At 70.6% G+C, this 19,653-nt stretch carries 22 protein-coding genes; 6 read left to right on the forward strand and 16 right to left on the reverse strand.

The window, feature by feature from the left end; all coding sequences use genetic code 11:
* Positions 1–41: 41 nt before the first annotated feature.
* A complete protein-coding gene (locus tag Q0863_RS14140) occupies positions 42–401 on the reverse strand; it encodes a hypothetical protein (RefSeq protein WP_298579646.1) in 360 nt (119 codons plus the stop codon).
* A 150-nt stretch (positions 402–551) separates the two neighbouring features.
* The gene (dusA, locus tag Q0863_RS14145; protein ID WP_298579648.1) at positions 552–1,634 is read right to left on the reverse strand and encodes a tRNA dihydrouridine(20/20a) synthase DusA; all 1,083 of its coding nucleotides are present in this window, start codon (positions 1,632–1,634) and stop codon (positions 552–554) included.
* Between the two features lie 424 nt (positions 1,635–2,058).
* On the opposite strand from dusA, the gene Q0863_RS14150 reads away from it, so the two are divergent.
* Positions 2,059–2,352 (forward strand): helix-turn-helix transcriptional regulator, encoded by a 294-nt coding sequence (locus Q0863_RS14150; protein ID WP_298579651.1) that lies wholly within the window; start codon positions 2,059–2,061, stop codon positions 2,350–2,352.
* Positions 2,353–2,384: 32 nt separating this feature from the next.
* On the forward strand, positions 2,385–2,954 hold the full coding sequence (locus Q0863_RS14155; RefSeq protein ID WP_194036917.1) for a hypothetical protein: 570 nt from the start codon (positions 2,385–2,387) through the stop codon (positions 2,952–2,954).
* 116 nt (positions 2,955–3,070) lie between these two features.
* On the opposite strand, the gene Q0863_RS14160 is transcribed toward Q0863_RS14155, so the two are convergent.
* From Q0863_RS14160 to Q0863_RS14215, 12 genes are all read right to left on the reverse strand, one after another.
* Positions 3,071–4,321, reverse strand: coding sequence for a hypothetical protein (locus Q0863_RS14160; protein ID WP_194036916.1), 1,251 nt, complete (start codon positions 4,319–4,321; stop codon positions 3,071–3,073).
* A 206-nt stretch (positions 4,322–4,527) separates the two neighbouring features.
* On the reverse strand, positions 4,528–4,740 hold the full coding sequence (locus Q0863_RS14165; protein ID WP_298579655.1) for a hypothetical protein: 213 nt from the start codon (positions 4,738–4,740) through the stop codon (positions 4,528–4,530).
* A 70-nt stretch (positions 4,741–4,810) separates the two neighbouring features.
* Complete coding sequence (locus tag Q0863_RS14170; protein ID WP_298579657.1) at positions 4,811–7,486, reverse strand: EAL domain-containing protein; 2,676 nt, start codon at positions 7,484–7,486, stop codon at positions 4,811–4,813.
* A 9-nt stretch (positions 7,487–7,495) separates the two neighbouring features.
* On the reverse strand, positions 7,496–7,933 hold the full coding sequence (locus Q0863_RS14175; RefSeq protein WP_298579660.1) for a prepilin-type N-terminal cleavage/methylation domain-containing protein: 438 nt from the start codon (positions 7,931–7,933) through the stop codon (positions 7,496–7,498).
* 284 nt (positions 7,934–8,217) lie between these two features.
* Positions 8,218–8,466 (reverse strand): hypothetical protein, encoded by a 249-nt coding sequence (locus Q0863_RS14180; protein ID WP_298579664.1) that lies wholly within the window; start codon positions 8,464–8,466, stop codon positions 8,218–8,220.
* Entirely contained in the window at positions 8,463–9,356 is an 894-nt protein-coding gene (locus tag Q0863_RS14185) for an NAD(P)/FAD-dependent oxidoreductase (protein WP_298579665.1), read from the reverse strand. Before Q0863_RS14185 ends, Q0863_RS14180 begins: the two co-directional genes overlap by 4 nt.
* 121 nt (positions 9,357–9,477) lie before the next feature.
* Positions 9,478–9,795, reverse strand: coding sequence for a hypothetical protein (locus tag Q0863_RS14190; RefSeq protein ID WP_298579668.1), 318 nt, complete (start codon positions 9,793–9,795; stop codon positions 9,478–9,480).
* Positions 9,796–9,906: 111 nt separating this feature from the next.
* On the reverse strand, positions 9,907–10,758 hold the full coding sequence (locus Q0863_RS14195) for an alpha/beta fold hydrolase (protein WP_298579671.1): 852 nt from the start codon (positions 10,756–10,758) through the stop codon (positions 9,907–9,909).
* Positions 10,748–11,866, reverse strand: a complete 1,119-nt coding sequence (locus tag Q0863_RS14200) for a DUF3182 family protein (protein WP_298579674.1) — start codon at positions 11,864–11,866, stop codon at positions 10,748–10,750. The genes Q0863_RS14195 and Q0863_RS14200 overlap by 11 nt, the downstream gene beginning before the upstream one ends.
* 238 nt (positions 11,867–12,104) lie before the next feature.
* The gene (locus tag Q0863_RS14205) at positions 12,105–12,599 is read right to left on the reverse strand and encodes a hypothetical protein (protein ID WP_298579677.1); all 495 of its coding nucleotides are present in this window, start codon (positions 12,597–12,599) and stop codon (positions 12,105–12,107) included.
* A 1-nt stretch (position 12,600) separates the two neighbouring features.
* A complete protein-coding gene (locus tag Q0863_RS14210) occupies positions 12,601–13,338 on the reverse strand; it encodes an HAD family hydrolase (RefSeq protein WP_298579680.1) in 738 nt (245 codons plus the stop codon).
* A gap of 89 nt (positions 13,339–13,427) precedes the next feature.
* On the reverse strand, positions 13,428–13,811 hold the full coding sequence (locus Q0863_RS14215) for an EF-hand domain-containing protein (protein ID WP_298579683.1): 384 nt from the start codon (positions 13,809–13,811) through the stop codon (positions 13,428–13,430).
* 323 nt (positions 13,812–14,134) lie between these two features.
* Between Q0863_RS14215 and Q0863_RS14220 the strand changes: the two genes are divergently transcribed.
* Complete coding sequence (locus tag Q0863_RS14220; protein ID WP_298579686.1) at positions 14,135–15,322, forward strand: PQQ-dependent sugar dehydrogenase; 1,188 nt, start codon at positions 14,135–14,137, stop codon at positions 15,320–15,322.
* Positions 15,323–15,727: 405 nt separating this feature from the next.
* Here Q0863_RS14220 and Q0863_RS14225 read toward each other — a convergent pair whose 3' ends face one another.
* Positions 15,728–16,522, reverse strand: a complete 795-nt coding sequence (locus Q0863_RS14225) for a lytic transglycosylase domain-containing protein (protein ID WP_298579688.1) — start codon at positions 16,520–16,522, stop codon at positions 15,728–15,730.
* Positions 16,523–16,607: 85 nt separating this feature from the next.
* Complete coding sequence (locus tag Q0863_RS14230; RefSeq protein ID WP_298579692.1) at positions 16,608–17,033, reverse strand: DUF4920 domain-containing protein; 426 nt, start codon at positions 17,031–17,033, stop codon at positions 16,608–16,610.
* 102 nt (positions 17,034–17,135) lie between these two features.
* Between Q0863_RS14230 and Q0863_RS14235 the strand changes: the two genes are divergently transcribed.
* The 3 genes from Q0863_RS14235 (at position 17,136) to rarD (ending at position 19,650) form a co-directional block, all read left to right on the forward strand.
* Positions 17,136–17,654, forward strand: coding sequence for an adenine phosphoribosyltransferase (locus Q0863_RS14235; RefSeq protein WP_298579695.1), 519 nt, complete (start codon positions 17,136–17,138; stop codon positions 17,652–17,654).
* Positions 17,655–17,809: 155 nt separating this feature from the next.
* Complete coding sequence (gene yedA / locus Q0863_RS14240; RefSeq protein WP_298579698.1) at positions 17,810–18,742, forward strand: drug/metabolite exporter YedA; 933 nt, start codon at positions 17,810–17,812, stop codon at positions 18,740–18,742.
* A 5-nt stretch (positions 18,743–18,747) separates the two neighbouring features.
* Entirely contained in the window at positions 18,748–19,650 is a 903-nt protein-coding gene (gene rarD / locus Q0863_RS14245) for an EamA family transporter RarD (protein WP_298579807.1), read from the forward strand.
* The last annotated feature ends 3 nt before the right edge of the window (positions 19,651–19,653 follow it).

Genomic DNA, 19,653 nt, shown 5'->3' on the forward strand with positions numbered 1-19,653 from the left:
GGCGGCCAGTGTGGCCGGACTTTCCTGAACAGAATGCCGGGTCAGTCGTGGTCGTCGCGTGTAGGCTGGCGCCGCGGCTGCGGAGGCTGGCGGCGCTGCGGATCATCGACATAGACGCGCACGCGGCCGCGATCGTCCATCGCCTTGATCCGGTTCACGTCGCGACCGTCTGACTGGATGCGTTCGGCGCTGAGCACGCGGCTGCCGCGATTGGACCGCTCGAAGCGGCGCACCGAATCGGACAGCGCATCGCGGTTGCGCGGTCGCTGCTCGTGGCCGCGTCCGCTGTCGCTGCGCTCGGGACCGCGCCGCTCGCGCGGCGGTTCCTGCGCCCAGACTGCGGACACGCTGCCGGCCGCCGCGAGGGCGCACAGCAGGACGATCTTCAGGCGGGACTGCACGGGAGACATTGGCGTTGGCCGTGGCGGCCGGACTTCCGGAATGGATCGGCATTCTTGAAAGACCGCGGTGAATCCCCCCTTAACTTTTCTTTCACCAGCGCACGCGGTTCAGCGCGCTGAAGTCGCCGCGACGAGACGCCACGCGCAGGGTCATCGCACTGCGGCGGCCCGTGGGCGCTCAGGCGGCCGCGGCCGGCGCGCGGTCACTTCGATCGCCCGCTCGATTAGGTCCCAGCCGGCGCCGGGGAGATGCGCGCCTTCGCTGAGCACCTGGCGATATGCGCGGCCGCCGGGCTGGCCGTGATACAGGCCGAGGATGTGACGGGTGATGTGGCGCATCGGCACGCCGTCGGCGAGTTGCGCCTCGGCATAGGGCTGCAGCGAGCGCAACAGCTGGTCGCGCGGCTGCAGCGCGCTGCCGCGCAGGGCCGCGTCGACCCCGTGCAGGGTGTAGGGATCGTGGTAGGCGGCGCGGCCGAGCATGGCGCCGTCGACATGCGCCAGGTGCGCCAGCGCTTCCTGCGTCGTGGCGATGCCGCCGTTGACCACGACCTGCAGCGCCGGGCGCTCGCGCTTGAGCCGGTAGGCCCAGTCGTAGCGCAGCGGCGGCACCTCGCGGTTCTCCTTCGGGCTGAGCCCCTTGAGCCAGGCGTTGCGCGCGTGCACCACGAACAGGCCGCAGCCGGCCGCGGCGACGGTGTCGATGAAGGCGATGAAGCGGTCGAAATCGTGGTCGTCGTCCACGCCCAGCCGGCACTTCACCGTCACCGGTACCGGCCGGCCTGCCGGCGCGACCGCCTGGATCATGGCCGCCACGCTGTCTGCCACCAGCGCCGGCTCGCGCATCAGACAGGCACCGAAGCGGCCGGCCTGCACCCGGTCGGAGGGGCAGCCGCAGTTGAGGTTGATCTCGTCGAAGCCGTGTTCCGCGCCGATCCGCGCCGCCTGCGCGAGCAGCGCCGGCTCGCTGCCGCCGAGCTGCAGCGCCACCGGATGCTCGACCGGATCCATCGCCAGCAGCTTGGTGCGATCGCCATGGATCACCGCGTTGGCATGCACCATCTCGCTGTACAGCCGCGCCGACGGCGCCAGCAGCCGATGGAAGACCCGGCAGTGCGAGTCGGTCCAGTCCATCATCGGCGCAACCGAAAGACGCACGGATGCGTCATACCGCGACTTCTCGCGCAAATCCAATGACTTGCCAGCGATTTCGCGTTCCTCAGTAGCGCTCATGATCGGTCGATTTCGGCAGTTTTCGGGTTGTCGTTGCTAGGCCGGATGCTGAGAAAACGGCCATGTAGCGTCGGCCCGCACGGAAGCATCGTCAGTGCGCGCCGCGAAGATGGATCGTTAGGTTACACGGCCCAAATCCGCATCCACCGGTAAAGCAGGTGGATGCACTCCGAATCAGCGACGTTCGACCGCAGCAGTTGACAACCGAATGGATGCGTCGCCGGGAAGCAGACTCCGACCAGCAGCATGCGTGCGGACCACCGCTCGGCAAAGGGACGACAGCGACGCCTACCGCCTCGTCTACATGCCCCGATTGGCCGATGCGGTCCATGTTCTCCACGCGCTCCAGAAGAAGGTACAGGCCACGTTGAAAACGGGACATCAAGTCGGAAAAAGCAGTGCTTTACCCTCGAGCAAGGTGACCATGAGCAAGACCACGGCCAGGACCGACCGATTCGACAGCGCCTGGGATGCGCTTGCAGACTCCACTGAGGACGCGGCCAATCTGAAGATGCGCGCCGACCTCATGCGGAAAATCGCCGCGCTCATCCATGACAAGAGCTGGACGCAGGCAGTGGCTGCCGAACAGTGCGGCATCAGTCAGCCGCGCCTCAATGACCTGTTGCGGGGGCGCATTGGCCGCTTCTCGCTCGACACACTGGCGAGCATCGCGGCAATCCTGGGCCAGCGGGTCCATGTGGAACTGGAAGCGGCATAGCTCTTTGCCCGGAAGCCAACGGAGGATGCAGGATGAAATCGCACACGCCGGCACGCCGCATTTGCAGTCAAGTTTTTCTCGTACTTGTAGCGCTGGGAAGCGCGGCTTGTAGCGCGCGGTCGGATCGTCTTACCGATACCGGCATTTCCGCAGAGGAAGTGGCGTCCAGCGCCCAAACCGCGGACATTGTCGCAAACGCGATTCTGGAAGACGTTCGTTACGAGAATTATCCAGACACGATGGATGGGACCATGGTGTGGAGAGTCACACGTTGCCATGCGGGGACTTGTGTTGCGGGAGAGCAGCTGAAGACCCGTTTTAGCGGTCCGTTCTCCACGAGCGGAGAGTTCTGCGATTTGCGAAACGGATGTCTGAAGCGCAAGTCGCTGGAGAGCTACCGGGGTGAAATCTTCTTGGTCACCTTGACGCGCGCACCGTATTTGCATCAGGTGGCAGCGAGGCAAGGAACTCCACAAGAGGGCTATCTCAGCCTCAACCGCGGTTACTACCTCATTAGCCAAGGCGCGCTTTATCACAACGACAAACACAGATTGATCGATGCACGCTATGAGGAAGTCAGGAGCCTGCTAACAGGAGAATGATGCAAGGCCCTCCGCCAGCGACGATGATCTTCACCGGCCAAGAAGAGTCCTTGGCTAGCTGTTTTCCAGGGGAAGATGAGCCGGGTTGCCTCCTGTCCCCGGACGGTGCCCCGATCTCACAGATAGTCTGGCGGGACGCCGCAGTGTTCGCTCTCTGACCGGGAGAAGCGCGCGTCCGAGCCGGCATCATCAATAAGCGCCCAGCACCGTTTGAGCGCATCCCAGGCCTGCTTCCGCGTCATTCCGCGATCGTGCGCGAGGTTGTCGATCACCCAGGGCCGCACGCGGGAATGATGCGCGCTCGATGGCGTCCCGACGCTCACGATCGTCCCTTCGCCGCATGCGGAGCGAAGCGCCTGCACCCCGGCGTCTCGCTCATCGACGCCGCGCGGCCCAGCCCAGGTCATACGTTCCCCGATACGCGGAAGCGGCTGGTCGGTGTCCGGCGCCTGCAGGGCCAGGTAGCCCGCGTCGTCGCGCACCAGCGCGATGTCGCGGTCGAAGATCACCAGCGCTTCCTCCCCGCCCCCCTCCTGCGCGGCGAGGCGAAAGCAGCCGTCGCGCAAAATGACACGTCCGGAGTGCAGCGCAAGCGTGGTCACCGCAGGCACCCGGTCGTGCCTGGGCACGAGGTGCACCAGCGCTGCAAGCGCGGGATCGAGCGCATCCGCGTTCGGCGGCGGAGTGAAGACCAGCTCGACCTGCGCAGGCAACCGCCAGCCCTCGGCACGGGCGATCGACCGGAATGCCGCCTCGTCGACCTGCAGGTCGAACCGCACCACGCCGTCGAACTCGTACACGTTCCCGACGCCCAGCCGGTGCGGAGCAAAGCGTGCGTTCCATTCATCGGCCAACGGCTGCAGCTCCGCGGCGGGGTGACCGCCGTCGATCGCGGCGAAGCGCGGATCGTCCGTGTAACGGGCCAGCGTGGCGACCGCATCGGTCTGGAACTGGAACGCGAAGCGCGGCGCCGGATCGCGGATGACGCGAACCCCGATGTAGTTCCGCCCTTCCTGTGCCTGCAGTTCTCGCGCCAGCGCCATGGCGGCCTGGCGTGCGTCCTCGGGAGGATTGGCGTGCAGTTCCATTGCCATTGCCGTGGCGGTGTTCATTCGCTCCCGGTCCGATGGCGGCGGCGCATCCGCATACGGCACTGGCGGCGCCTTCAGAACGGTGGCGAAGCCAGAGGCCTCGATCGTGGGCCGGACAGGCCACCGCTCTCCCTCTCGGTCTGAAATGCGGGCGCATGAGGTAGCGGCCAGCATGGCAAACAGGATCAGCGGGATTGCGCACGCAAAAAACGGCAAGGTCGAAGGCTGCCTGCGGCTTGGGTAGTGTTGGGGGCCGAATTCGTTCACGTCAGGCATGTCAGGGGACGCCGGAGGGAGAGCGTGCAGCATGGCAGAGTGGGGTTTGTTGTGGTGTCTGCAGTCGGCGGATGCAGGAAGGCCATCGAAGCGCGACGGTCAGCGTCGATCCTCGACCGCAAATCAATGGTGGGAGCTAAACGCGGCAGCGGCACTGCCTCGCGCAGGCCGCGACTTGGCACTTCTTCGAGTGGGCCAGGGCCAAGTTACGAGAGACCATAGGTCACCTCAGGGCAGCGCAGGTGCAACGCAACCCTCAACAAAGGATCTAACTTATTGATAAAGAAGAGATTCTCTGCAATATCCGTCCAGTCCATCATCGGGGCGACGGAGAGGCGGATGGCATCGGCGTGGGGCGTGGCACCGGGCAACGGGACGGCGGAAGTCATGGCATGCGGTGCGCGAAGCTGGCCGGCCATTGTCCGCTGCCCACGCGGGAAGGTCGAGGACGCAGCCGCGGCCCCGCGGCCGGCGCGCCTGCGGAACGCGTCAGCCCTGCGCGCGCGCGCGCAGCAGCGCGGTGAGCTCGTCGGCCGGCATCGGCCGGTGGTACACGTAGCCCTGGATCGTGTGGCAGCCCATGCCGGCCAGCAGGTCCACCTCGGCCATGGCTTCGACGCCTTCGGCGATCACGTCCTTGCCCAGTTCCCGGGTCAGTCCGACCACCGCGCGCACGATCGCCGCCGCGGGCGTGGTGCCGTCGCCCAGGTCCAGCACGAAGGAGCGATCAATCTTCAAGGTGTCGAACGGCAGGCTGACCAGGTAGGACAGCGAGGAATAGCCGGTGCCGAAGTCGTCGATGGCGATGCCCACGCCCAGGTCGCGAATGCGCTGCAACTGGTGCTCGCCGGCCTCGCGGTCGCGCACCAGCATGCTCTCGGTGATCTCGATCTCCAGCTGCGAAGGGGCGATGCCCGCTGCGTCCAGCGCCGCGCGCAGGGTATCGGCCAGGCGGCGCGAACGCAGCTGGTGGCTGGAGACGTTGACCGCGACCACGGGCAGCCCCAGTCCGGCCGCCGTCCATTGCGCCAGCTGGCCGGTGGCCTTGCGCAGGACCAGTTCGCCCAGGTCGTCGATCAGCCCGGTCTCCTCGGCCAGGGCGATGAACACTCCCGGCGAGACCGGGCCGCTGCGCGGATGCATCCAGCGAGCCAGCGCCTCGGCGCCGACGATGCGTCCGTCGCGGCTGTCCACGCGCGGCTGGTAGTGGACGTCGATCGCGCCCTCGGCGATGGCCTGGCGCAGGTCCTGCTCGAGCTGCAGCCTGGACTGCGCGGCATCGTTCATTTCCGGGGCGAACACCCGCAGCGCCAGCCCCCCGGCGCGCTTGCCGTGGTACATCGCCACGTCGGCGTTGCGGATCAGGGTGCTGGCGTCGGCGCCGTGGCCCGGATAGAAGGCGATGCCGGCACTGAAGCGCTGCACGAACTCGCGTCCCGCCGCCCGGACCGGCAGCGACAGGCCGTCGACGATGCGCTGCATGGCGCGCTCGGCCGCCTCCGGCGTGTCGGCGCCGGCCAGCAGGACGCAGAACTCGTCCCCACCGAAGCGCCCGACCAGGTCGCCCGGCAAGAGGCTGTCGCGGATCCGCTCGCCGACGGCGACGAGCAGCGCGTCGCCGGACGCGTGGCCGAGTCCGTCGTTGATCGACTTGAACCGGTCCAGGTCGAGGAAGGCGACGGCGAACCCCGTGCCGTCGCGCCGGGCCTTTTCGATTGCCGCGTCCACTGCCTCGAACGTCGCCAGCCGGTTGGGCAGCAGCGTCAGCGGATCGTGCCGCGCCTGGAACACGAGCTGGCGCCGGCCTTCGTCCACGGCCAGCGCCACCGGGATGGCTTCGGCCAGCTTGGTGGCCTTCAAGAGCGGGCCGTCGATCTCCTCGGGCCTCCGATCGAAGCCAAGCACGACCTGCACGCGTCCGGGATGGGCGGCGGTCTCCAGCACGAACACCACCCCCACCCCGTCGCGCTGGCAGGCGTCGCGGACGCAGCCGGGCGCCAACCCGGCGACGGGATGCCAGCGGCCTTCCGCCGAAGCAGGCACGCCGACGCGGCCATCGATGCACGCCATCGGCTGCGTCGCGTCCGCGTCGTGCGTCAGCACGAACAGGGCGGCCTCGCTCCCGCCGGCGACGGCCACGCAGACGGTGCGGCATCCGGACAGGGCCCGCATGCCGCCTGCCACCTGGTCCATCAGCGCCTGCAGCGACGCACCCTGCACGATCAGGCGGTCGACGTCCGACAGCATCCGCAGCGTATCCATCTGCCGGCCGATGCGCTGCTGCATCCGTCCGAAGCTGCGCGCAAGCAGGCCGAACTCGTCCTCGCCGGCCTGGCGGTCGAGCCGTGTCTTCCCACCCTCGAAGCGCTGGATCCTGCGCAGCAGGTCCGACAGCGGGACCAGCACGCGGCGGATCTGCACCGAACTCAGCAGCACCACCAGCAGCAGCACCGCGATCGCGGCCGGCACCAGCACGCCGCGATAGTGGGCAAGGCTGTGCCCGGGCCCGGACACGGCGAACGCAGTCCAGTCGTCCGCGCCGAACGCCGGCCTGAGGAACAGGTCCCATCCGGCCACCACCAGCCGCTCTCCGGCCTCGGTGCCCGGATGCCCGCCGCAGAACAGCCGGGTGCGGCCGGCATACATGCAGATGCGCATGGCGTGGCTCATCTCGCTGGGATCGCCCCAGAGGAAGGCCGGATCGAGCGTGCCGGCCAGCACCCGGTCGCCCGTCACGCGCAGGAGCGTCGGCATCGCCCCGGCGCCCGGCGCGACGTGGAGCCGGTCCAGGGTGTCCGCGGCGGCGGCGAACTGCGCGGCGGCCGGGCCGCGGTCGTCCGGCGACGGCGGCCACGCGGCCACCGACACGTTGCGGAAGAACACGGCCAGGTGGGCCTCGCTGCCGGCAGCCAAGGCGTCCGGATCGGCCAGCGCCAGCGCGCGGTCGGCCAGCTGCAGGCGTTCGTAGACGCCCAGCGCATAGTTCTTGCCACCCTCGCGCAGGAACGCATGCCGCGCCTGCTCCGCGTCATCGGTCGCGGTGCGGTAGGTCATCCAGAACACCACCGCCGTGGGCAGCAGCGCCGCAAGCCCGAACATGATGAACAGCCGGCGGCCGAACCGGCTGCCGAGCAGCGCCGTGGACAGGCGGAAACCGTCAACCATCGGCCACCGTCAGAAGTCCTCGGCCAGGCCGATGTAGCCGCCGTCGCGCGCCCGGATCACGTCGTCCAGGCTGTCCTTCTGGCTGACCTGCTTCTTGAACACGCCGTTCTTGCCGGCGCTGAACAGGTCGTAGTCGGAGTTGAGCGGGTTGAGCCTGCGATCCTTGCGCGCGGCGCCCTTGTTGGTGGTCCGCAGGTTGGTGTAGTGGTAGGGGCGCCCCCAGGGATCGAGGAAGTTGGCCCGGCCGATATCGGCGAGGATGGCCGGCAGCGGCCCGTTGGGCAACTGCTGGAAGCGCACGATCTCCAGCTCCATGGTGGCGATGTCCGAGGCCGCCGTGGCGATGCGGGCCCGCTCCACGAAGCGGGCGTACTGGCCCTGTGCGATGGCGGCCAGGATCGCCAGCACGGCGACCGTGATCACCAGTTCGATCAGGGTGAAGCCCAAGCCGGATCGCATCCGCGCGGGGCTGCGCCAGGGCCGCCTGCGCGGCAGCGGGGGCGCGGGGTCGTCGGTGGGCAGGGGCGGTACGGGTTGCATGGTGTGTTCAGGTCGCGTGTCGGGGCCGGGGCATCCGGGCCGCCTCAGAAGGTGTCATCGGCCGCACGCGGGAAAACGTGAGTCAGCCGGATCGCCGGAAACCGTCCCTGGCCTGCCGGCAGCGTATCCATCCGGCGGCGCCGCGGCCACCTGCGCGCGCCGCCCGCGCCCCACCGGCGCCCGCCAAGGGGTCAGGCCTGTTTCGGGCGCAGGCATTGCCCGGCGATCGCGGTGATCAGGATGCAGGTGTTGGTCACGATGAACACCCAGTTGCCCAGCATCACGCTGTAGGCGATGAAACCGACCGACGCCAGGCTCTGGCCGATGAACAGCCAGCGCGAGACGCCCGCGCCGCCTTCCGCCACCTGCTTGCGGATCTGCCGGACCAGGGTTGCCAGCAGGATCGCCGACGCGGCCCAGCCGATGAGGTCGGGATTCATGCCTGCGGCGCCGCGCGCGGGGTGCGCGGCAGCTGGCCGTGCGCGTGGGTGGCGGCGGCCGCGGCATGGCCGACGGCCACGGAAATCTGGTTGAGGCCGCCGACGATGTCGCCGATGGCGTACAGGCCGGGCGTGGCGGTGAGCTGGTGGCGGTCGACGAGGATCTCGCCGCCCTCCGTGCGCTCCACATGCAGCCCATCGATCGGCACCGAGGTGTCGAAGCCGAGAAAGCTGTAGACCGTGTCGAACTCGGCCGCGCCGGTCCCGCTGCGGAACCGGCATCGCTCTCCGTCGAACTCGAGCCTGCCGGCGCCGAGCCACTGCACGCCATCCGAGCGGGCCGTCGCGCCGTCCTCGCCGCCGTCGGCGCCGTCGAGCGGCAGGGCTGTCACATCGGCCGAGAACGTCCGCAGGAAACGCGCGTGCGAGCCGATGTCCGCGCCACGGCCGAATACGCCGATGCGGCCGTCGCTGGCTTCGAAGGCATCGCAGATCGGGCACAGGCGGAGCGCGCCGCAGGCGAGCGCCTCGCCCGCCCATTCGCCCGGCAGGCGGTCGCGCAGACCCGTGGCGATCATCACCATGCGCGCGAGCCACTGGCGGCCGCCGGCGTGCACGACGAAGCCCTCGCCGTCGTCGCCGCGCGCGATCCGGTCCACCCGCGCTTCCTCGATCGGCACCTCCGCCTCCGCCGCCTGCCTGCGCAGCCGCCGCAGCAGTTCCACCCCGGAAATGCCGCCGGGGAACCCCGGGCAGTTGTTGCTCTCGGGAATCCAGCGCGCGCGGCTCTCGCCGCTGTCGAACACCAGGCAGGCACGATGGAAGCGTCGCAGGTACATCGCCGCGGTAAGGCCGGCGGGCCCGCCTCCCACGATTGCCACGTCGATCATGCCCGGGTCCGTTCCGCCTGCATCGGGCGGACACTTGAGCAGCGCGGGCGTCAACACCGCGAGAAGCCCGCACCGCGGCCACGCCTGCGCGCCGCGGCGGGCGGACGCGGCGTGCCGTTGATCAGGCGGCCCTGATGGAGATGCCGGCGTCGACGCAGCCGCCGTTGCGGTGCTTCATCGAGGTCCAGCCCGGCATGCCGTGGAAGACCAGCACGTAGTCGGCGGCGTACTCGAACCGGGCGATGGCCTCGGGGCTCATGCCGCGCTCGATCGACTGGATGCCCTGTTCGAGGTAGTTCCAGAAGCGCGTGTCGTCGTCGATCGAGAGCGCGCGATGCAGGTCGCGGAAAAGTTCGAGTGAGACGGGATCTTCATCTTCGAAGGCAATGGGGAAGACGCCGGCGTCCCCGCCGTTTCGCGAAAAGGTATGCGTGTCCATGTGGCGCCTGTTGGTCGAGTTCTGTGCGCGTTGCCGGCCTGGCCGGTACGCGCTGTTCTACGCCCGCCCCGGTGCAGGCCTCGTCAACGAAGATCGGCCAGCTGAACGCGTTCATTTTCCGCGCGCGCCGGGGCCCGCCTGCCGCCATCCCGACTCGTCCTGCGCTGGCGCATGCGCCTTCTGTTCGTCCTTGTACGCGCGCACCTTGCTGGCCGCGATCGCACCGCGCGAACCGACGATCATCTCGGTCATCCATGCCAGCAGCGTGTCGCTGTACTGGCGCTGCGCCGGCTTGTCGTCGAAGCCGTGGCTGGCCTCTGCAACCAGGCGGCGGGTCATCGTGCGCGCACGCGGAAAGGCGGCGGCGTAGTTGTCGATCACCTGTCGCGGGATGATCTCGTCGCGACCGGCCTCGACCAGCAACGCATCGCCCTCGAACCGCTGGCAGGCACGCAGCGCGCGGTTGGCGTCGGGCGCGACCGGGCTGTGCCGGTAGCGCACCAGGTCCGGATCGTCGTGCAGCCGGCGCTTGGGCAACTCCCAGTCCCGGTCCAGGTACAGCGCCGGCGTGCGCAGCGCCAGCCAGCGCACCGGACGCAGCGCGGACAGGATCGCGGCCAGGTAGCCGCCGTAGCTGACGCCGACCACGGCCACCGCCTCGGCGTCCACGTCGGCCTGGGCGGCGAGCCAGTCGTAGCAGGCGCACAGGTCGTCCAGGTTCTGCGCACGGGTGACGGTGTCGTGGTTCGCCGCGTCGGCCCGATGACCGCGCAGGTCGAAGGTCAGGCACACGCAGCCCAGCGCCGCAACCTCGCGCGCTCGGCTCAGGTCCTGGGTCTGGCTGCCGCCCCAGCCGTGCACGAACAGCACCGCGGGCAATGCGCGCTGCGGCGCCAGCAAGGTGGCTTCGACCGACTCTCCCGGAACGACCTCGATGCCGAGGCGGCCCAGCTCAATATCCATCGTCCACGACCCTGGCGTACTTGCAGGGCGACTCGGCATCGCCCGGCCAGACCAGCACGGCGTCGTCGGGCAGCGCATCGCGATCGTAGGCTTCCACCGTTTCGGCGACCACCCAGCGCAGGTCCGGATCGCGGGCGAAGCGCTCCATCGCCAGCAGCTCGGCCATGCTCGCGCCGCCGAAGCGCCAGGACTGCTCGAGCACGCCGCAGTGCCGCACGCCATCGCGGTCGTGGCCGACGATCACGTCGTAGTTGCAGCGCGAGGCCAGCACGCGATACGCGCCGCGCACCGCGCGGTCGTACTGCATCGCGGTGCACACCGCCTCGCGCGCCTCCCCGGGCGGCAGGGTCGCGCACAGGCTGGCGAGGTCGCCGCGGAACACGGTGAGCCGGGAACCGCCGTAGACGCGCTTGCCGTGTGGATCGGTCACGGTGCGCTGGGTGCCGTGGTAGGCGATGGCGTGTTCGCCCACCCGGGCGCTGCCGACGCCATAGGTGGCGGCCTCGGCCAGGTCGCGTTCGACCACCAGCCCATGCTCCACGCCGATCGCCGCGGCCGATTGAAGCCAGTCGCGTGCCGCACGCGCGTCGTCGACTACGGTCTGGTCGTTGCCGCCGCGCGCATACGGACTCTTGATCCGCACCGGACCGCCTTCCAGCAGCGCCTCGCAGGCCGCCAGCGCATCGGCGCGCGTGAACACCGACCACCCCGGCAGCGTGCTGGCCTCGATGCCGGGGACATCGCGCCAGCCGGCCGGCACGCCGCTGCCGCCGGGCCAGCATGGATGGCTGACCAGCTTGGTACCGACGAACGCATGCGGCACCACCCCGCCCCACAGCCCGCCCTCGTCGCCGATGCCCAGCCGCTCGGCCTCCTCGCGCAGCAGGGTGCGCATCGGCAGCCAGTAGCGTGCCCCGGCGCCGGAAGCGCCCGCGTCGTCGCCGGCGCATCCGAGCAGCGCGGGCAGGCGTCGCGAGGCGGCATGCAGGCTGGCGAGTTCGTGGGTCGAATGCCCGCCGCCATGGTCGATGAAGGGCATCACCGTGCGGGGCAGTCGCGGCCCGACGGGCGGGGGCGGGGCAGCCTCGGTGGCAAGCATGACGGGCATGGCGGTGGATCTCCTGATCCGGCGGGGCTCCGACCTGCAGCTTCATCTGCGGCGGGTTTGCGCCGAATGACGGCGCCCGTCGGAATGGTCCACGCGCGGATAACGTCGCGCTCACGCGGCGAAAACACGCCGGGAGGGTCCGGCACTTCCGGGTCCGGGACGGCGGCCGCAGGCGTAAGGAAACGGCTCGAAGCGGGCCGGCCTGCGTCGCAACCAGCGACGGGCCTCGTGCAGCGCCTCAGCGGGCCGGGCGTGCCTTGATGTCGATCGGCCGCGCCCAGCGCCGGTAGCTGGCAACGATGTCCTCGCGGATGCGCGCATGCAGCCTGGCTTCGTCGTCGAGTTCCAGGCGCGCGAGGATGCCCGCCCAGCCACCGTCGGCGCCTGCGAGCCGGGCGTCGACCAGGCTGCGGCAGGGCCGCCCGCTGGCGCGGGCCAGCGCGCAGGCGTAGTACACCTCGCCCGGGCGCATGCGGCCATCGGACAGCGCCTCGTCCACCAGCGGCCGCGGCGCCTCGAGGTAGCGCACGATCTCGTCGACGAAGGCCTCGCGGTAGCGCGCGGCGTACCGGTCCATGTCGTCCAGGCGCAGGTCGATCCAGGCATTGCCGGTGCCGGCGATCTCTTCCTGCGCGGCCGCGGTCGACGCGGGCGGCGCATCCTGGGCGGCGACGCCGGAGGCCAGCACCGCGCCCAGCAGTACGGCCGATATCCGGGTGGCCGGCAGGCGCACGTCAGCCCGCCAGCGCGGCTGGCGCCGCGGACGCCACCACGTCCCGCAACGCCTGCGGCAGTTCGGCGGCAGTGGCCACCTGTCGCAGCCGCGGGTGCCCGGCGACGTCGTCGGCCTCGTTCTCGTGCGCCCAGGTCAGGTGGTAGGGCACGTGCACGCCCCAGCCGCCCAGGCGCAGCACCGGCACGATGTCCGAGCGCAGCGAGTTGCCGATCATGGCGAAGCGGTCGGCCGGGATCCCGAACTCCTCCAGCAGGCGCGCATAGGTGCCCGCGTCCTTCTCGCTGACGATCTCGATGCGGCGGAACAGCGCGGACAGTCCGCTGTCGCGCACCTTCGCTTCCTGGTGGAACAGGTCGCCCTTGGTGATCAGCACCACGTCATGCGCGGCCGCGATCTCCTCCACCGCCTCGCGCACGCCCGGCAGCAGGTCCACCGGGTGGCGCAGCATGTCCTTGGCGATGTGCACGATGCGGTGCAGGTCGCGTGCGGGAATGCGCCCCTCGGTGATGTCGACCGCGGCCTCGACCATGGACAGCGCCATGCCCTTCACGCCGTAGCCGAACACCGCGATGTTGCCCTTCTCCACCGCGTACAGGCGATCGCGCACGCCAGTATCGCCGAGGTCGACGTGGCGCCCGACGATGCGTTCGAATTCCTCCTGCGCGGCGTGGAAATAGTCCTCGCTGCGCCACAGGGTGTCGTCGGCATCGAAGCCGACCATGTCGATCACGGCCATGGCACGGAGTATATGACGGCCCACAACGGCATCGGCGGCCCGCAGGCCGCCGATGCGCATGCCCTCAACGGGCGGCTGGTGCGATGGCGTCAGTCGGTGCCGCCGGAGGCCTCGGGCTGGGCCGCGTTGTTGCGCGCGACGAAGGCCTTGTACTCGTCCGGCGTCAGCTCGCCGTCGCTGTCGGCGTCGGCATCGCCGAACACCTGTGCCAGCGACTGCAGGCTGCCGGCCTCGGTCTGGCTGAGGGTGCCGTTGCCGTCGACGTCGAGGTCGGCCCAGGTCAGCGGCTTCTGCTCGGCGGCCGGCGAGGTGGAGGTCGTCGGATCCGCCGGCGGTGCGGTGGACGTGGTCGGATCGGTCGGAGGCGTCTGCTGCGTGGGGGAGGTGCTCGGGTCCTGGGCGAAGGCGGCCGGGATGGCCAGGGCGGCGCCGAACGCGATCAGGGCGGCCAGGGGCTTGCGTGCATGCTTCATTCGCTGTCTCCATCGAGGGATGTGAAGTGGCGCGGGGCTGCACGTCCATGACGACCGCTTCCGCACGGGCCACACCTTGCCCGCCGCTCATGAAGACCGGTGCATGGATGGAGTTAAGGGGTCGTTCCGCGCACGGATGGCGTTCAGCTGCGCGCACCGTCGCCGCAGGCGCGCGGGCGGCCGCCACAACGCGCACATCCACGGGCCGCTGCAGGCTCCGGACGCACTGCGGACCCGGGCCCGCGCGCATCGGCGACGCGCCGGGCCGCCCGCCAGACGGGCGCTATCATGCGTCGACCCAGTTCCGGGCGAGGAGCCTTCCGATGCATCGATCCGCACTGACCATCCCCCTGCTGTCCCTGGCGCTGCTGGCCGCGTGCGGCAACGGCAACGGCAGCGCGCCCGCGGCGCAGTCCGACGAAGGCGCCGCCACCGCGCAGGTCGCGGACGCCGCCGAACGCGAGGTCCGCGAGATCGGTCCGTTCTCGGCCGAGACCATCGCCACCTTCAACGAGCCGTGGGCGCTGTCGTTCCTGCCCGACGGCCGGCTGCTGGTCAGCGAGCGCCCCGGCGCGCTGAAGCTGGTCGACGTGGCCAGTGGCCGCGCGGGCGACATCGGTGGCCTGCCCGAGGTGGTGTACGGCGGCCAGGGCGGCTTCGGCGACGTGGTGCCGCATCCGCAGTTCGCCGAGAACGGCCTGGTCTATGTCAGCTATGCCGAACCCGGCGACGGCGATACCGCGGGCGCTGCGGTCGCGCGCGCGCGGCTGGTCACCGACGACGCGGGCGGCGGTCGCCTCGAAGGCCTCGAAGTGATCTGGCGGCAGGTGCCCAAGGTCACCGGCCGCGGCCATTACGCGCATCGCATCGTGTTCCATGATGGCAAGCTGTGGATCGCCTCGGGCGAGCGGCAGAAGTTCGATCCTTCGCAGGACATGCAGTCCAACCTGGGCAAGGTGCTGCGCCTGGAGGAAGACGGCAGCGTGCCGGCCGACAATCCGTTCGCCGACCAGGGCGGGGTCGCCGCGCAGGTGTGGTCGCTTGGCCACCGCAATCCGCTGGGCCTGGCCTTCGACGCCAGCGGCCAGGCCTGGGACATCGAGATGGGTCCCAAGGGCGGCGACGAGCTCAACCGCGTCGAGCGCGGCGCGAACTACGGCTACCCGGTGGTCTCCAATGGCGACCACTACGACGGCCGCCCGATCCCCGACCACGACACGCGTCCGGAATTCAAGGCGCCGGCGATCAGCTGGACGCCGGTGATCTCGCCGTCGAGTCTGGTCTTCTATTCGGGCGAGCTGTTCCCTTCGTTCCAGGGCAACGCGTTCGCCGGCGGCCTGTCGTCGCAGTCGCTGGTGCGCATCGAGTTCGATGGCGAGGGCGCGCGCGAAGCCGAGCGCTTCGCGATGGGCGCGCGCATCCGCGGCGTGCGCCAGGGCCCGGACGGCGCGCTGTGGGTCATCGAGGACGGCAAGGACGGCCGCCTGCTGCGGCTCACGCCCAAGGGCTGAGTCCGAATCCCCGGACGACCTCGGTCGCCCGGGGAGCGTCCTTCACCCGGTCAGGGCCGCCGCGCAGCCGCGCCCTTGTGGGAGCGACCTCGGTCGCGAATGCCTTCGCGCGCAAGCGCGCTCCCACAGCCGGATGCCTGATCCGCCCGGCCAAGGCCGTCGCGCAGCCGCGCTTGTGGGAGCGACCTGGGTCGCGAATGCCTTCGCGCGCGAGCGCGCTCCCACAGCCGGATGGCTGATCCGTGCGGTCAGGGCCGCCGCGCAGCCGCCCTCTTGTGGGAGCGACCTTGGTCGCGAAGGTCTTCGCGCGCGAGCGCGCTCCCACAGGTGGATGGCTGATCTTCGCGCGGGACCTGCCTGGCCCGGCTGCCGGTGCATAAGCAGCTGGCCGGCGCCTTTCCGCCGCTACTGCGCCGGGCGTTCCTCCCGGTAACCCATCGCCTCGCGGTAGCGCGCGTGCAGGGCCTGCACCTTGGCGATGTAGGCCTGCGTTTCGGGATACGGCGGCACGCCACCGTGGCGCTGCACCGCGCCGATGCCGGCGCTGTAGGCGGCGAGCGCCAGGGTGCGGTCGGCGCGATAGCGGCGCAGCAGGTCGCGCAGGTGGCGCGCGCCGGCGCGGATCGACTGCGCGGCATCGAAGGGATCGGCGACGCCGAGCTCGGCGGCTACCTCCGGCATCAGCTGCATCACGCCCTGCGCGCCCTTGGGCGACACGGCCCCGGCGTCGAACCCGCTCTCGGCATGCGCGATCGCGCGCAACCACGCATCCTCCACGCCGGTGGCTTTTGCCGCGGCCTTGAACTCGCGGGCAAACGGCGCCAGCTGCGGCGCGCCGACCCGGCCCAGGCCCGCATGCGCCGGCTCGCCCGGCGGCGTCACCGCGGTGAAGCGCAGGTACACCCGCGAACCTGGCAGCTTGCGCGTGCCGTAGACGCGCCTGCCGTCCTGTTCGCGCTCGTAGAGGGTGCCGCTGAACACGCCCATCGCGCCCCACAGGTTGGGCGTCTGCACGGCGTTGTCGTCGATCTCCCGCGCCTCGCACTTCGAACCGGGCTCGGGCGCGGTGGAGAGGCTGACGGTGCCGTCGCGCACGCAGCGGTAGACAGTGCGGGCCTCGGCCTGCGGCGTGGCGAGCAGGAGCGCCAACACGACGGGAATCGCGCGCGGGAGGATACTTCGCCACCGTCCGCCCCCCATCGCTGTCCTTCCCCCGCGGGCGGGGGAAGGATTCAAGCGGGGACGAAGCGTGGTCACGGGGTGCGGCGCGTGCCGCGCGAACCGGTCAGGACGCGACTTCGATGCCATCCGCGGTGATGCGGTACTCCACCGGTTCGACGGCCCGGCCGTTCGCGCTGTCGCCGGCCAGGTGCGCGGCCTGCCCGGGGGTGAGCTGCTTGCGCGTGAGCACGCCATGCACGACCGCGCTGCCGGTCGTGTCCCTGGGAATCGAGAAGGCGTGGTCGCCGAACATCACCCGGGCGGCCTTGCCGTCGTCCTCGAGCATCATCCAGCAGCCCTTGGCCTGGCAGACCTCGGTGATGCGGCCACTGAACCGCTGCGCGCGGTCGGCGTGGGCATCGAAGGCGTCGATCGCCTGCGAGACGGGCACGGTCTCGCCCGCCGGCACCGGCTTGCCATAGGGCGTGGACGTGGCTGCAACGGCGGCAGAGGCGGACAGCAACAGGACCAGGGTCGGCAGCAGGCGCATGATGGCGCGCTCCTTGGGGTGACGGGCAAGGGCGGCCACGATAGCGCGAAGCCCGCGGCTCTGGCGTTAGCATGCGGGCCCACCCGTTGCAGGAACGCGAACGTGTCCGACTGGTCCAGCCTGATCCGCGACGTGCCCGACTTTCCGCAGGCGGGCATCACGTTCCGCGACATCACCCCGGTGCTGGCGGACGCGCGCGCCTTCGCCGCCGCGGTCGCGGCCATGGCCGCGCCCTGGCGCGGCACGCCGCCGGATGCGGTGGCGGGCATCGAATCGCGCGGCTTCATCCTCGGCGCTGCGCTCGCGCTCGAGCTGGGCTGCGGCTTCGTGCCGGTGCGCAAACCGGGCAAGCTGCCGGCACGCACGCTGTCGCAGGACTACCGGCTCGAGTACGGCAGCGACCGCCTGGAGATCCACGTCGACGCGGTGCCGCCCGGCGCGCGCGTGCTGGTGGTCGACGACGTGCTGGCTACCGGCGGCACCCTGCGTGCGGCCACCGAACTGCTGCGCCGGCAGGGGGCGCAGGTGATCGGTGCCGACGTGCTGGTCGAACTGATCCCGCTCGGCGGCCGCGATCGCTGGGATGATGCCGCGCCGCTGCGCGCGGCGCTGGTGATGTGAGCGGCGCGGCGCACCCGCGCCTCGCGCCGACCCCTTCCGCCAGCCGATTGCCGCCACCATGACGACGCCGGCGTTCCGCCGCTGGAACGGCTCGCGGCCGTAGAATATCCGCCCGCCGCGCGCCGTCCGTGCCGGCGTCCTGCCCCCGGTTGCCGATGCGCGCTCCCCCTGCACCGCTCGGCCCCGCACCCGCCTCCCCGATCGCCATCGCCCTGGCGCTGTCGGCGGTGTACCTGGTGTGGGGCTCGACCTATCTCGCGATCCGCTTCGCACTCGAAGGCGGCTGGCCGCCGCTGCTGATGGGCGGGGTGCGCTTCCTGGTCGCCGGCTCGTTCCTGTATGCGGTGCTGCGCCTGCGCGGCATGCCGGCGCCGACGCGCATGCAGTGGCGCAACGCCGCCTTCGTCGGCCTGCTGCTGCTCGCGGTCGGCAACGGCCTGGTGTGCGTGGCCGAACAGACCGTGTCCTCGGGCCTGGCCGCGGTGGCGGTGGCCTCGATGCCGCTGTGGATGGCGCTGTTCTCGGCACTGCGCGGCGAGCGGCCGCGGCGCATGGAGTGGGTTGGCCTGGCGGTCGGCTTCGCGGGCGTGGCCTGGCTCAATGCGGGCAGCAGCCTCAGCGCGACGCCCTCCGGCCTGGTCGCGCTGCTGGTGGCCGCGATGGCCTGGGCCTACGGCTCGGTGTGGAGCCGGGGACGCGACCTGCCCAGCCCGTTCATGGGCGCGGCGACGCAGATGCTGTGCGGCGGCGTGGCGATGCTGGTCGCGGGCGTCGTGCTGGGCGAACGCTTCGACGGCTGGCCCGATGCGCGCGGCCTGCTGTCGGTGGGCTATCTGGCCAGCATCGGTTCGCTGGTCGGCTTCAGCGCCTACATCTGGCTGCTGCACCACGTGCGTCCGGCGCTGGCCGGCAGCTATGCCTACGTCAATCCGGTGATCGCGGTGCTGCTGGGCGCCTGGCTGGCCGGCGAGCGCTTCGGCGCACACGACATCGGCGCGATGGGCGTGGTGCTGCTGGGCGTGGTGGCGATCACCTTCGCGAAGGCGGCCCGGGTGACGCCGGCGCGCGCCGCGGAAGCCAGGCCGTGAGCCCGGTGGCGCTGGACCGGCGCGGACTGTGGATCGCGGTGGGCGCCTTCGTGATCTGGGGTCTGATGCCGCTCTACTGGCACCTGCTGCGCGAAGTGCCCTCGCTGCAGATCGTGCTGCATCGCGCGGTGTGGTGTGCGGTGCTGGTCGCCGCCTGGCTGACCCTGCGGGAAGGCCACGGCTGGTTCCGCGCGGTGGTATCGCAGCCGCGGCTGGCCGGGATGCTCGCGTTGTCGGGCACGCTGATCGCGTTCAACTGGGGCCTGTACGTGTGGGCGGTCAACGCCGGGCACGTGATCGAGGCCAGCCTGGGCTACTTCATCAACCCGCTGCTCAACGTGCTGATCGGCGTGGCGTTCCTGCGCGAGCGGCTGTCGCGGCCGCAGTGGATCGCGGTGGCGCTGGCCGGCGGCGGCGTGGCCTGGCTGACCGCGCGCTACGGCAGCTTCCCCTGGATCGCGCTGTGCCTGGCCGGTTCGTTCGCGCTGTACGGGGTGATCCGCAAGTTCGCCGCGGTCGAGGCGGTGCGCGGACTCGGGGTCGAGAACATGTTCATGTTCGTGCCGGCGCTGGCGCTGCTGGCCTGGATCGAGCTGGGCGGCAGCGGCGGCTTCTTCTCGCTGCGCTGGGGCGGCTGGACCGATGCGCTGCTGGTGCTGGGCGGCGCGCTGACCGCGATCCCGCTGATCTTCTTCGCCTACGCCGTGCGGCGCGTGCCGTTGAGCGTGATCGGCCTGCTGCAGTACCTGGGACCGACCCTGCAGCTGCTGCTGGGCGTGTTCTTCTTCGGCGAGCCGTTCGGCGCCGACCGCGCCGCCGGCTTCGCCTTCATCTGGGCGGGACTGGCCATCTTCGCCTTCGACGGCGTGCGCGCCGCGCGCCGCAGGATCGTCGCGCAGCAGGCCTAGCGC

Source organism: uncultured Luteimonas sp. (assembly GCF_947492465.1).
Lineage (GTDB): Bacteria > Pseudomonadota > Gammaproteobacteria > Xanthomonadales > Xanthomonadaceae > Luteimonas.

Bases quoted from the DNA above. Each gene is read 5' to 3' on its own strand.
- dusA (WP_298579648.1), bottom strand. From the start codon at position 1,634: ATGAGCGCTACTGAGGAACGCGAAATCGCTGGCAAGTCATTGGATTTG.
- Q0863_RS14150 (WP_298579651.1), top strand. From the start codon at position 2,059: ATGAGCAAGACCACGGCCAGGACCGACCGATTCGACAGCGCCTGGGAT.
- Q0863_RS14155 (WP_194036917.1), top strand. From the start codon at position 2,385: ATGAAATCGCACACGCCGGCACGCCGCATTTGCAGTCAAGTTTTTCTC.
- Q0863_RS14160 (WP_194036916.1), bottom strand. From the start codon at position 4,321: ATGCCTGACGTGAACGAATTCGGCCCCCAACACTACCCAAGCCGCAGG.
- Q0863_RS14165 (WP_298579655.1), bottom strand. From the start codon at position 4,740: ATGGCCGGCCAGCTTCGCGCACCGCATGCCATGACTTCCGCCGTCCCG.
- Q0863_RS14170 (WP_298579657.1), bottom strand. From the start codon at position 7,486: ATGGTTGACGGTTTCCGCCTGTCCACGGCGCTGCTCGGCAGCCGGTTC.
- Q0863_RS14180 (WP_298579664.1), bottom strand. From the start codon at position 8,466: ATGAATCCCGACCTCATCGGCTGGGCCGCGTCGGCGATCCTGCTGGCA.
- Q0863_RS14185 (WP_298579665.1), bottom strand. From the start codon at position 9,356: ATGATCGACGTGGCAATCGTGGGAGGCGGGCCCGCCGGCCTTACCGCG.
- Q0863_RS14190 (WP_298579668.1), bottom strand. From the start codon at position 9,795: ATGGACACGCATACCTTTTCGCGAAACGGCGGGGACGCCGGCGTCTTC.
- Q0863_RS14195 (WP_298579671.1), bottom strand. From the start codon at position 10,758: ATGGATATTGAGCTGGGCCGCCTCGGCATCGAGGTCGTTCCGGGAGAG.
- Q0863_RS14200 (WP_298579674.1), bottom strand. From the start codon at position 11,866: ATGCCCGTCATGCTTGCCACCGAGGCTGCCCCGCCCCCGCCCGTCGGG.
- Q0863_RS14210 (WP_298579680.1), bottom strand. From the start codon at position 13,338: ATGGCCGTGATCGACATGGTCGGCTTCGATGCCGACGACACCCTGTGG.
- Q0863_RS14215 (WP_298579683.1), bottom strand. From the start codon at position 13,811: ATGAAGCATGCACGCAAGCCCCTGGCCGCCCTGATCGCGTTCGGCGCC.
- Q0863_RS14220 (WP_298579686.1), top strand. From the start codon at position 14,135: ATGCATCGATCCGCACTGACCATCCCCCTGCTGTCCCTGGCGCTGCTG.
- Q0863_RS14225 (WP_298579688.1), bottom strand. From the start codon at position 16,522: ATGGGGGGCGGACGGTGGCGAAGTATCCTCCCGCGCGCGATTCCCGTC.
- Q0863_RS14230 (WP_298579692.1), bottom strand. From the start codon at position 17,033: ATGCGCCTGCTGCCGACCCTGGTCCTGTTGCTGTCCGCCTCTGCCGCC.
- yedA (WP_298579698.1), top strand. From the start codon at position 17,810: ATGCGCGCTCCCCCTGCACCGCTCGGCCCCGCACCCGCCTCCCCGATC.